The sequence below is a fragment of the Sutcliffiella sp. NC1 genome (assembly GCF_027594365.1).
GTDB lineage: Bacteria > Bacillota > Bacilli > Bacillales > Bacillaceae_I > Sutcliffiella > Sutcliffiella cohnii.
The window spans coordinates 3,375,555-3,387,522 of sequence record NZ_CP115153.1 but is presented as its reverse complement, the minus strand read 5'-3'; the positions used below and the strand labels follow the sequence as shown (position 1 = coordinate 3,387,522).

Below are 11,968 nucleotides of genomic sequence, written 5' to 3'. Positions count from 1 at the left end.
AGCCGAGTAGGACTGCCCTTCATAATTTAATGCAGAAGTGTTAATACAGAGAAAAAATGCATAATCGACCCTGCCATAACGAATAAATGCCAAATTGCGTGATGATAGGTAAAGCCGCGCCACACATAGAAAATTGCACCTACAGTGTATAACACACCGCCGATTACTAAATAAATAATCCCTTGAGAAGAGACATTTTCTACTAACGTTCCCCACGCAAACACAATAAGCCAGCCTAGAAAAATGTAAAGAACGGTAGACATATGCAAAAATCGTTTTACAAAAAAAGATTTAAACACCGTTCCGATAATAGCAACACCCCATACGATACCAAAAAGCGTCCAACCTAAAGTCCCTTTTACTGCAACAAACAAAAACGGTGTATACGTTCCAGCAATGAAAAAATAAATGGAGGAATGATCTAAAATTTCAAACACGTCTTTTGCTTTACCAGGTGGAAAGCTATGCACAAGAGTAGAGGAAGTATATAGTAGCACCATTGTTACACCGAATAGTGTGAAACTAACTACGTGCCAAGCAGTGCCATGTAGTGATGAGAAAACAATTAAAATAACTAATGCAGCAATACTTAAAAGGGCACCTATCCCATGTATGATGGCATTAGCGATTTCCTCGCCTTTCGAAAATGTATGAGTATTTGCCATACTATGAATCAATCCTTCCTGACATGTAACTAAAACTTTTTTGTTTTAATTAATTCTTCTCTAAGTATAGCTAAATTAACGAAGTTTAGCACATAATAGCCTCTTATTTCATGTATATATTTTATTTGATTTGCGTGAGACCAGTTGTTTAATGGTGAGAGATATATAGGAGGGGGAATATCAATGAAAAAGCTATTTTGTATCATAATAGTAATTATGGTAGCACTTATCGGTTGTGGAACGGAAAAAGAAACACGTTCATCCACTCTAGATGACTATGAAGTTACAAATAAAAATGCTGAAATTATGGAAGGTGATTTCGTATACCGACTGTACAGTAAAGAAAGAGTTTATGAACCTAATGAAGAGATACAAGTCTACGGGGAAATAGAATATGTTGGGGAAGAAGAGGAAGTAGTCATCTATCATGCAGCCTCCCCGTTTTATTTTATAATAACGGAAGAAGTTCGCGGTTATGAAATTGATTATGCTATGGACACACCATTAATTGGCACTACACTAAAAAGGGGAGAACCACTAGTGGAGCCTTATCGTAAAAGTGGAGGATATAGTGATCAATCTGAAAAGGAGTTTGTGGAATTTATAAAAGAATTTTTACATAAAGAAGGATTTCCTTTAGGTTTTTATACAATAAATGGTTTCACTGATTTTTATGTAGAGAAAGGCAACCACATAAAAGAAGAATATAAAATGGAGGCGCAAATTAATATTAAAGTGAGTAACTAAATGATGTCAGAGAAGTAGGTGAACCATCTGGAAAAATTAACATTAAAATCAATTGATAAATATAATTGGGAAACGGCAATTGAATTGTCAGTAAATGAAGATCAAAAGCGATTTATCGCCACTAATTTATACTCTATCGCACAAGTGCAATTTTTAGATAACTTCTATGTAAAAGGAGTTTACAACAGCGAAACGATGATTGGTTTTACGATGTACGGGATAGATAAAGATGACAAAAACTATTGGATATATCGTTTAATGATCGATAAAAACTATCAAGGCAATGGTTACGGTTTAAAAGCTATTAAGTTGGTAATAGAAGAAATTAAAAGGGAAAATAATGACAGGCCATTCATCCTAATTGGTTACCATCCTAATAATGGGGCAGCAAGGAAGGTATATAAAAAAGCTGGTTTTATAGAAATTTCTATTGCTCCATGGGGAGAACAGTTAGCAAAGTTTAATTTATGAACTCATCAAGTCGAAATCATTTTTCGGAGGAAATAGAATGAACCAATTAAAAGGGAAGGTCGCTGTTGTTACTGGTGTAAGTCGACTTAAAGGGATAGGAGCAGCAATATGTGCAGAGTTGGCTAAGGCGGGCTGTGACATATTTTTTACGTATTGGACAGATTATGATTTGTCTATGCCCTGGAGTATAGAAGCGGACGAACCGCAACAAATAAAAGAACGCTTAGACAACTATGGTGTGAATGTTTATGCTATGGAGTTGGACTTAACGGATCATGAAGCTGCTAATCAACTTTTTAGTACAGCAATAGAAAAGTTAGGTAAGCCGGATATTTTAATCAATAACGCAGCCTATTCATCGAACAATGATTTTTCTACAATAACAGCAAACGAGTTAGATAGGCATTATATGGTAAATGTTCGTGCGACAACTTTATTATGTAGTAAATTTGGGCAATTGTTTCATAAGAAATCTGGTGGAAGAATAGTTAATATAACATCAGGGCAATTTCAAGGTCCAATGCCTGGAGAGTTAGCTTACGCCACAACAAAAGGTGCTGTTGATGCTCTCACCATAACACTAGCTGCAGAACTTGCTCATAAGGGGATAACGGTAAATGCTGTTAATCCAGGCCCAACAGATACGGGATGGATGACAAACGATATAAAAGATTACCTATTAAATAAGTTTCCATTCGGTAGAATAGGAGAGCCGCAAGACGTTGCAAAAACGATAAAGTTTCTAGTAAGTGATGATGCAAATTGGATAACCGGGCAAATAATCCATTCAGAAGGTGGATTTCAAAGATAATTATAAAAGGTAAATGGGGGTAATGGAAAATTGTTGGATCTTACGAGTTTAGTACTTGGGAGTTTATTAGTTGTATTAGTAGCATTCATTATAAGTAGGTTTATTCAAGATCGGATGAAAGTAATCGTCATAACATTTGTATTTATAGTTGGCCTATTTATGTTGGCAAATTTATTAGCGTATACGTCTTTTACAAAGTATGCTTCTAAATATATTAACGAAGAAACGACTATTAACAATGTTACCATTACAGTAAATAATTTAGATGATAGAGGGATGAGACTAGATTCTACTAGTATAACGATAGAGGATGAGAAAGTTATTGACAAGCTTTTACAGGACTTTTCACAAGTCAAATTGAAAAAAGATTTAAATACTACAGGCTGGGAAAGAAGATATAATGTCATGTTCTCTGTAACTAATCCTGCAAGTGATGGTAAATATGTCGTTACAGGAAGCTATTCATTTAATGTTGATGAAAAATATTTAAATGACCACAAAATAATAAACTCCACCAATCACTTGAGTACAATTGAAGAAATAATAGGATATGAAGATTTGTGAAGTAAAAATAGTTCTATAGGCATTCTATTCTGAAATATGGAATGCCTAATCTTCTCTAAATTTGTTGGTTAAATCTTTGGATAGTATTGATCATACCCTGGATTACAATAATACGGTGGTCTTGGTCCGATTTTTGGTACCTCTAATATCGTCCCATTATAGATTAACTGATTTTTTTCTTCTGAATCATTTAATAACAGTATTTGGGCCTCGGGATAATAATAAAAATAGTGTTTCATGATTCAACCTCCTTATCATACATTATTCCATTCTGCTTATAGAGGAGCCCTTCCTATGTCACTTTAATAGCCCATCTTTCATACTGTAAGTAGTATAGTTTTTTCATCTAGGAGGTTTCATATGGGAAAAGATGAGTTAAATATGGAGCAGAAGGATAGTGGATATCCGTTGTACCCTAACTATGGAAAAATAACGGAATACAAGGAGGTCCCGTTAACGGTTCCGGAGCAACGCCAAGTTCGACAGCCCGGTTTAGAAAAAATGATGGTACCAAGACCAATTATTGAAAACCCGAATTATGTAGGTAGTGGCAAATTAAAAGGAAGAGTGGCCTTAATTACAGGAGGAGATAGTGGGATTGGTGCTGCGGTAGCCATTGCATTTGCAAAGGAAGGTGCCGATGTTGCTATTTCTTATCTAGATGAGCATGAGGACGCTAAATGAACTAAAGATAGAATTGAAGAACTTGAACAAAGATGTATTTTATTGCCTGGGGATGTAAGAGATAAAGAGCAATGTCTAAACATTGTAGAACAAACAGTGAGTGTCTTAGGTCAATTAAATATTTTATGTAACCATGTCGGAATACAATTTCAACAACTAAGTCTTCTTGATATTACTGATGAGCAATTTGATGATACGTTCAAAGTTAATATATATTCTCACTTTTATACTACAAGAGCGGCTCTCCCGTATTTAAAAGCTGGGAGTTCTATCATTAATACATCTTCCATTGTTACATTCGTTGGGAACAAGCAATTAATTGATTACACTGCCACGAAAGGCGCTAATATTGGCTTTACAAGAGCACTAGCCAACAATCTTATTGATAAAGGTATTCGAGTAAACGCAGTAGCTCCTGGTAGAGTGTGGACACCATTAATTCCCTCTAGCTTCTCAGCAGACCAAGTTCCACTCGTTAATAACCCTATGGAAAGACAAGGTCAACCATTTGAGTTAGCTCCTACGTATGTTTACCTTGCATCTGATGACTCAAGGTTTGTTACTGGTCAAACACTTCATGTAAATGGTGGAGAGTGGACTTCATCATAACGTACTAATTTAAAAATAATGAGCTCGAAGGAAGGGAACTTCGAGCTTTTACGATTATTTTAAAAATAACTTAATTTTTTTCAGTCCATCTTTTACATTTGGATATCGAAACGGAAGATCAAATTTAGTCGTTTGTTTTAAAACACTTTTATTGTGTGAGAACGTATTGAAACTACCTTTTCCGTGATAAGATCCAATACCGCTATTTCCAACACCCCCAAAAGGTAAGTAAGGAGATGCCAAGTGGTAGACTGTATCATTAATACATCCCCCACCAAATGAAATATTATTTAAAACTTCTTTTTGTATACTTTCATTTTCCGAAAAGACATATAAAGCAAGTGGGTTAGGGTGATTGTGTATTCCTTCGATAATGTCTGAAAGTTGTTCATATTCCATAACAGGTAAAATTGGGCCGAAGATTTCATCCTGCATGATAGGGTCGTCCCACGATATATTCGTTAAAACAGTTGGCTCAATAGTTAATCCCTCTTTGTTGACATTCCCACCAATGGTCACAGTACCGTTGTTTAAGAACGATTGCAATCTATTAAAATGTCTCTCACTCACAATTCTTGTGAAATTAGGATTACTTAATGGATTTTCACTGTATAACTCTTCCGTAGCCTTCTTAAAGTGGAGTAAAAAATCCTCTTTAATCCGTTTATGTACGTAAAGATAATCTGGAGCAACACAAGTTTGCCCAGCGTTCATAAATTTACCCCAAGCGATTCGTTTTGCTGCAATTTTTATATTAGCGTCTTCATGAACAATACAAGGACTTTTTCCACCTAATTCTAGTGTAACAGGAGTTAAGTTTTTAGCAGCAGCCTCCATTATGACTTTACCAACTTGAACACTTCCAGTAAAAAAGATATAATCAAAATTTTCGTTTAACAGAGCTTGACTTGTTTCAACATCACCTTCTGCTACTGCAACGAACTCTCTGGGAAAAATGCTTGAAATAATAAGGCTTAATAATTGAGAAGTTTTAGGTGTTAGCTCAGAAGGCTTTATGATGGCACAATTCCCTGCTGCTATTGCACCAATTAAAGGTGCGACAGCGAGTTGAAACGGATAGTTCCATGGTGAGATAATAAGGGTTACTCCATATGGCTCTGGGTATACATAACTTGTAGATCCAATATGTGTAATTGGTGTTTTTACTTTTTGAGGTTTTACCCAAGATGGCAAATGCTTTAACGTAAATCGTATTTCCTCTAAAAGGATACCAATTTCTGTAGTATACGCCTCGAATTCTGATTTATTTAAGTCTGCCTTTAATGCATCAATAAGTTGTTGCTCATTATTTTTAATAGCACCTCTTAATTTCTGAAGTGCTTCTTTTCGAAAGTCGATCTCCTTCGTCTTACCTGAATGAAAAAACTGCTTCTGCTTCAAAACTAAAGACGAATAATCCATATTATCATCTCCTTAGTAAAGGAATTATTTTAAATGAAAGAGCATGTTCGAATTACAAGATCCTAAATGTATTTACTATTGTACCTTTTCTTTCTTATTACTTCTACTATAGTCGACTCCGTAAGCATAATATTGTATTATCCTGCATGTGAGCCGAGACACCCAACCTACAAAAATATGTAAAAGGTATTAACAGAATGTTCTATTATTGAGAATATTTATGGTAATATTTAGATAGATAGTGTAGAAAGAAACACTTAAGGAATATAATCGAAAGGAGACTTAATTTGGGTTCTCTTGATGTTACTATGTTTATCGTTTTATTACTATGTGCCGCAGTCGGCATGACCATTGCATTAATTATCTTTACATCTATTTTTGTACAAAGTAGAGCAAAAGGATATATATACATCTTGATGCTTATTGCTGGTTCCGCCACCTTGTTAATTAGCATTTATGAAACGTCACCTATCCTTGCAGCAGCAATTTTAATATTATATGCAATTTTAACAGTGTTAACTTGTTTCAACGTTAAGAAAAAATTAAATGAAGCTGAACTATGATAGTTAGCTAGATAATGAAAAAGATGGGATAGATAAGATGAAAAAAGCATTACTATTTTTGTTCGATGGATATTGTGAATTTGAAATTACTCCAGCGATTTCGATGCTAAGAGGGACTCATGAAATCACTACGTTCGCAATGGATAAAGCTCCGAAACTATCAGAAGCGGGTTTGTTAACACTTCCTTCTTTGACAGTTAGTGACATTAAAATTGTAGACTATGAAGCTTTAATTATTCCAGGCGGAGACTTAAAGCCTATTGCGGAAGCTGAGGAGTTTTTTCAACTTGTAGAAGCTTTTCATATGGCAGGTAAGGTAGTTTCTGCTATTTGTAGTGGAGTGTTTGTGTTAGCAAAAGCAGGGATACTACAAGATGTTCCATACACTGTAACATTAGCAAAATACCAAAGAGAGTTTTTAGGAGTTTTTCCTGAAGAGTATTTCGTATATAAGCCAATTGTAGCTTCAGGAAATATATTAACAGCTCAAGGTCATGCCTATGTACAATTCGGTATTGAATTAAATAAAATGTTACGAACTGTTAATGATGAAACCATTGATTTTTATAACGGAAAGAGAAATGTAATGATGGAAGGCAAATCATAACTTACAGCTAAATAAAAGACAAAGCACATCATGAACTTGATGTGCTTTGTCTTTTATTTTGTTATTAAAATTAATAATACTGCTACGACAATTACGATACTACTTATTTTTACAAACAATGGAACCGTTTGATTTTTCTGTTCATTAACTTTCTTTTCTTTTTCGCTTACGATTTCGCGATATCGGGGATTACATGGTCCCATTATGCAACTTTATTATAATCTGAAATATCTACTTCCAATGGTAAATTATTCGCTCGTGCTCGTCTTGCAGCAAGGAAGAAAATAACGACTAGAACAGTTGCTCCAATGATTCCACCAACCCAAGCTATGTTCATCGGTAAGCGGAAACCAATTTGTGCGTTCAGTATATACGTTAGAACCATAACTAGCATAAATGTTCCTGGAATTAAGGCAATCCAGTAATTTTTTCTTGCGATATATAAGTACATAGCACCTACAAATAAAGCGATAACAGCGGTTGCTTGGTTTGCCCAGCTAAAATATCTCCAAAGTAGATTAAAATCAATTTGTGTTAAAACGACAGAGATACCGAATAGTGGAATGGCGATCCATAAACGACTTGAAATTTTCTTTTGAGCAACGTTGAAATATTCTGCGATAATCATACGAGCACTACGGAATGCTGTATCACCAGATGTGATAGGTAAAACAACAACCCCAAGTACTGCAATTGTTCCACCAACAGCTCCTAGTATAACTGTTGAAATTTCACTAACAACAGCACCAGGTCCACCAGCAGCTAGCACATCACCTAAACCGTTAGAACCACCAAAAAGGCTCATTGCAGCTGCAGCCCAAATCATCGCGATAATACCTTCTGCAATCATCATACCGTAGAAAATTTTGCGGCCTTGTTTCTCCTTTTGAGTAGTACGTGAAATAATTGGCGTTTGTGTCGCGTGGAATCCAGATAGGGCACCACAAGTGATAGTAAAGAATAATAACGGTAAAATTGGCGCGTTATCAGGATGGAAGTTCGTTAAAGAGATTTCTGGAATTGGAGCACCTTTTACTATTAAACCAATACCTACTCCAACGGAACTTAACAATAGGATTGCACCAAAATAAGGATAAAAACGACCAATAATTTTATCAACTGGCATTAATGTAGCTAAAATATAATAAACGAATATTGCAGCAATGATAATACCTAGTGCAATCTTTCCGTCTGCTAAAACATGTAATAAACTAGCTGGTGTTGATACGAATACAGTACCAACTAATAAAAGTAAAAGGACAGCGAAAGCATTTACAACATGCTTCATTACTTTTCCTAAAAACTTACTAGCAAGTTCAGGAAGGTGGGCGCCACGGTTACGAATAGAAATCATTCCAGTTAAATAATCATGAACAGCACCAGCAAAAATACAGCCGACCACGATCCAAATAAATGCTACTGGTCCGTATAAAGCTCCCATAATAGGTCCAAATACAGGACCTGTTCCGGCAATGTTTAATAATTGTATCATTGAGTTTTTCGGTGTGCTCATCGGCACGTAGTCAACACCATCACCATTAACAAAAGCTGGTGTAGGGCGCTCTTCTTTAACGCCGAATACTTTTTCAACAAATTTTCCGTACGTAAAATATCCGATAATTAAAAGTACAATACATATTAAAAATGTATACATGAAAATTCCTCCCTTGTTATCTATCAAATGAATGAATGCGTTTACATTTAGTATAAATAAATAAGAGATAATAGGGAGGGATTTTGATTAACAGGTAGAAATATTAGTTTAATATGTTCAAAAATACAATTAACATGCAAAAAGTAATAAACAGATACGGCTTATATTTCTAACCTTTTTCTTAACGCTTTTACATAGTTTCTACTAACAGAAAGCTGCTCTTCTCGACCATCTAGCTCTAATTGGTATGCTCCATTAAACCACGGAGTCAACCTTGAAACATAGTGCAAGTTAACGAGGAAGCTTTTATGAATTCGAAAGAACCCAAACGTGACTAGTCTCGTTTCTAAGTCTTTTAATGGAGTCTTTGTTTCAAATTCTTTATTTTTTGTTACTATTTTTGTCAGTTTTTCTTCGCGAGATATATATAGTATCTCTTTAGGTTCAAGATAAAATATTTCTCCATCACATTCTACTGCTAGCTTTCCAGTAGGCCTGGAAACATCTTGTTTTTCAATAGAACGATAGTGTTGTTCCAATCGGTTAATCGTTTCCTTCAGCTGTTCTTCATCAAAAGGCTTAAGTAAATAATCCATTGCGTTAAATCGAAACGCTTCGACAGCGAATTGTGGATAAGCAGTTGCAAACACAATTAGTGGCGGCTTTTTGAGCTCCATTAACGATTTTGCTGCAGTCATCCCATCCATCTTAGGCATCTCAACATCTAGAAAGACTACATCTGGTTGATGTTGCATTGTTTTCATAATAGCACTCTCACCAGAATCTGCTTCGCCAACTATGTGAGTAGAAGGAAATAAGCTCAATAAATGTTTTAATTCCTCACGACTATATGGTTCATCATCGACTACGAGTATTTTAATTTTTTGGTCCACTATTTTGCACCTCCGCATAGGGAATAGAAAAAGAAATTTCCGTACCTTTATTTTCTTCACTTATAATTTTCAAAGCTGAATCATCACCATAACAAAATGTGAGACGGCGATTTACATTATATAAAGCAACTCCACTACCTGTAACAGACTCTATCGGTGTAGTACCAATTTCCTTTAATCGTTCTTTTGTCATTCCGTTGCCATTATCTTTTACTTCAACGATAACGTTATCCTTAACTCTTTCAATACATATAGAAACGTTATAGTCATTCTCTTTTTCCTTCATCCCATGCTTAATCGCATTTTCTACAAGTGGCTGAAGAGTAAGAGGAGGGATGAGAGATTGTAATGCTTCATCTTCTATTTTATATGAAACGGTAAGTTTATTCGAAAATCTAGTCGATTCTATCGCTAAATAAGCTTTCACATGTTTTAATTCTTGCTCAAGCGTTGTTTTAGTTTGTGTTGTTGCTGAAAGATTTTGCCGTAAAAAATGCGAGAGCGATACGAGTAACTTTCGAGCTTTGTCAGGATTAATGCGAACTAAAGATAAAATGGTGTTAAGTGTATTAAAAAGGAAATGTGGACTAATTTGTGCTTGTAACGCATTAATTTCTGCCTCTTTAGCAAGTTGATATGCCTTGTCCGCCTCCGCAACCTCGAGCTGATTACTTAACAGAGCACTTAATCCTGTAATAAGCTCCATGATGACAGGTGTAATTTCTTTTTGCGAGCCAAAATAAAATTTTAACGTTCCAATCGTTTTTCCACGCTGTTTTAATGGTGCGACTATTACAGCTCCTAATGGACAATGCGCTTCTCGACAATGAATTTGTTCTTTTGTTGCAACAATTATTTTACCTTGACGAATAGTATCTACTGTAATTTGAGTTTGGATGGGCATTTTTGCACGATGATGATCATCTCCATCTCCTACGTGAGCTAATATTTCCGTTGTATTCGTTATTGAAACTGCTTTTGCTTTTAATTCTTCGTGAATAATTTGACATACTGCTTGGGCCGAATGAAGGTGGAGTCCATTTTTTAAATGGGAAATCGTTTTATCGGCAATTCGTAACGTTTTTTGTGCTTGCATAGCTCCTGCCTTTTCTTCTTCGTTAATGACACTTTTTATAATCATAAGGAAAAGAGCACAACCAAGACCGTTCGCAATAATCATTGGAATCCCGATGATATTAACTAAAGTCCATGCCTGTTCAAATGGTCGGGCTAAGAGAAGAATTACTAGCATTTGAATACCTTCTGCAAAAGCTGCAATAATGAAGGCAGAACGTAATTTAACATGTTTATTTTTTCGATAAAAGTAACTGGAAAGTACTCCAGCGATAATTGTAGCAAAACCGCATGCAAAGGCAGTAAACCCACCTAACGTAAAACGATGTATTCCTGCAATAAGTCCAGCGCCTATACCAACTTTATATCCACCTAAGAGACCTGCTAACACAACACCAATTACCCGTGAATTTGCTATTGCTTCATCAGTAGAAAGATCGGAGGTCCAGCGGCTAAACTGTAAACTTTCCGTACTTAAACTTAAGCCTGTATAGGTTCCGATAATACCGAAGAAGCCGAAGAAAAGAATGGCAATGTATTGTTGCTTTCGATTTAGTTCATCTTGGTATATCATTCCTCTAAAAAAAGTGAATCGGGTTAGGATAAAGGCGATGGTTACGATAATTCCTAACCTTTCTACCATTGTAATTAATAGCTCGAACATAGGAAATCTCCTTTAATACTCTTCAATTATTTTAATAATAGTATAGCGGTTTTTATAGGTTATACAAATATCATAATCTGTATTTTTACAAGCGAAAAACCCTCACTTCCTACAAGTAGGGGTTAAAACTTATTCTTCTACAATTAACGAAATTGTCATTGTTGCATGTCCGATACCGCATAGTTTTGTACAAAGTCCTTTGTATTCACCAACTTCGTTTGCGGTATAAACTTCTGGAGCTCTTTCTGAAAGAATGAGCTTAGTCCCATGAAACTGTATACCGTGAGAAACGTTATTGTCAGTTTTTAAGGTGAATTTTACTGTTTCTCCTTTTTTTAGTACGATTTCCTCTGGTTCAAATCGAAAATCTTCGATGTCCGGTCCGGTATAACCTGTAATGGTTATCTCTCTATCTACTTCTACTATTTCGTCAGTTGTAATAGTATTAGACTGCCCACAACTGGATAAAATAAGAAGAAATAGAATAGTAGTAATAAAGAAAAGTTTTTTCATAATCGCAATGCCTCTCTAATAAATTTA

13 protein-coding genes and 1 pseudogene are annotated in these 11,968 nt (G+C 35.3%); 7 read left to right on the top strand and 7 right to left on the bottom strand.

Going from position 1 to position 11,968, the window contains the following annotated elements; all coding sequences use genetic code 11:
* Positions 1-26: 26 nt before the first annotated feature.
* Positions 27-665: a PAQR family membrane homeostasis protein TrhA gene (gene trhA / locus O1A01_RS17715; RefSeq protein ID WP_270064612.1), complete on the bottom strand. Its 639-nt coding sequence runs from the start codon at positions 663-665 to the stop codon at positions 27-29.
* Positions 666-848: 183 nt separating this feature from the next.
* Here trhA and O1A01_RS17710 point away from each other — a divergent pair, with 183 nt between their 5' ends.
* From O1A01_RS17710 to O1A01_RS17695, 4 genes are read left to right on the top strand one after another with little or no spacing between them, the layout of a single operon-like run.
* Positions 849-1,412 (top strand): hypothetical protein, encoded by a 564-nt coding sequence (locus O1A01_RS17710; RefSeq protein ID WP_270064611.1) that lies wholly within the window; start codon positions 849-851, stop codon positions 1,410-1,412.
* A 27-nt stretch (positions 1,413-1,439) separates the two neighbouring features.
* The gene (locus O1A01_RS17705) at positions 1,440-1,883 is read left to right on the top strand and encodes a GNAT family N-acetyltransferase (RefSeq protein ID WP_270066432.1); all 444 of its coding nucleotides are present in this window, start codon (positions 1,440-1,442) and stop codon (positions 1,881-1,883) included.
* A 37-nt stretch (positions 1,884-1,920) separates the two neighbouring features.
* Complete coding sequence (locus O1A01_RS17700; RefSeq protein WP_270064610.1) at positions 1,921-2,694, top strand: SDR family oxidoreductase; 774 nt, start codon at positions 1,921-1,923, stop codon at positions 2,692-2,694.
* Between the two features lie 30 nt (positions 2,695-2,724).
* Entirely contained in the window at positions 2,725-3,258 is a 534-nt protein-coding gene (locus O1A01_RS17695) for a hypothetical protein (RefSeq protein WP_270064609.1), read from the top strand.
* A 68-nt stretch (positions 3,259-3,326) separates the two neighbouring features.
* Here O1A01_RS17695 and O1A01_RS17690 read toward each other — a convergent pair whose 3' ends face one another.
* Entirely contained in the window at positions 3,327-3,497 is a 171-nt protein-coding gene (locus tag O1A01_RS17690; RefSeq protein ID WP_270064608.1) for a hypothetical protein, read from the bottom strand.
* A gap of 121 nt (positions 3,498-3,618) precedes the next feature.
* Between O1A01_RS17690 and O1A01_RS17685 the strand changes: the two are divergent.
* Positions 3,619-4,551 (top strand): annotated as a pseudogene (locus O1A01_RS17685) (SDR family oxidoreductase).
* Positions 4,552-4,605: 54 nt separating this feature from the next.
* Here O1A01_RS17685 and O1A01_RS17680 read toward each other — a convergent pair.
* Positions 4,606-5,973 (bottom strand): aldehyde dehydrogenase, encoded by a 1,368-nt coding sequence (locus O1A01_RS17680; RefSeq protein WP_270064607.1) that lies wholly within the window; start codon positions 5,971-5,973, stop codon positions 4,606-4,608.
* A 287-nt stretch (positions 5,974-6,260) separates the two neighbouring features.
* Here O1A01_RS17680 and O1A01_RS17675 point away from each other — a divergent pair, with 287 nt between their 5' ends.
* Together O1A01_RS17675 and O1A01_RS17670 are read left to right on the top strand one after the other, a co-directional pair.
* Positions 6,261-6,536, top strand: a complete 276-nt coding sequence (locus O1A01_RS17675) for a hypothetical protein (protein ID WP_066416480.1) — start codon at positions 6,261-6,263, stop codon at positions 6,534-6,536.
* Positions 6,537-6,573: 37 nt separating this feature from the next.
* On the top strand, positions 6,574-7,143 hold the full coding sequence (locus tag O1A01_RS17670; protein ID WP_270064606.1) for a DJ-1/PfpI family protein: 570 nt from the start codon (positions 6,574-6,576) through the stop codon (positions 7,141-7,143).
* Positions 7,144-7,345: 202 nt separating this feature from the next.
* Here O1A01_RS17670 and O1A01_RS17665 read toward each other — a convergent pair whose 3' ends face one another.
* The 4 genes from O1A01_RS17665 to O1A01_RS17650 form a co-directional block, all read right to left on the bottom strand.
* On the bottom strand, positions 7,346-8,797 hold the full coding sequence (locus O1A01_RS17665; RefSeq protein ID WP_270064605.1) for a carbon starvation CstA family protein: 1,452 nt from the start codon (positions 8,795-8,797) through the stop codon (positions 7,346-7,348).
* A 161-nt stretch (positions 8,798-8,958) separates the two neighbouring features.
* Positions 8,959-9,708, bottom strand: a complete 750-nt coding sequence (locus O1A01_RS17660) for a LytR/AlgR family response regulator transcription factor (protein ID WP_425319500.1) — start codon at positions 9,706-9,708, stop codon at positions 8,959-8,961.
* Positions 9,674-11,428, bottom strand: a complete 1,755-nt coding sequence (locus O1A01_RS17655; RefSeq protein ID WP_270064604.1) for a sensor histidine kinase — start codon at positions 11,426-11,428, stop codon at positions 9,674-9,676. The genes O1A01_RS17660 and O1A01_RS17655 overlap by 35 nt, the downstream gene beginning before the upstream one ends.
* A gap of 129 nt (positions 11,429-11,557) precedes the next feature.
* Complete coding sequence (locus O1A01_RS17650; RefSeq protein ID WP_066416487.1) at positions 11,558-11,941, bottom strand: cytochrome c oxidase subunit II; 384 nt, start codon at positions 11,939-11,941, stop codon at positions 11,558-11,560.
* Positions 11,942-11,968: the final 27 nt, after the last annotated feature.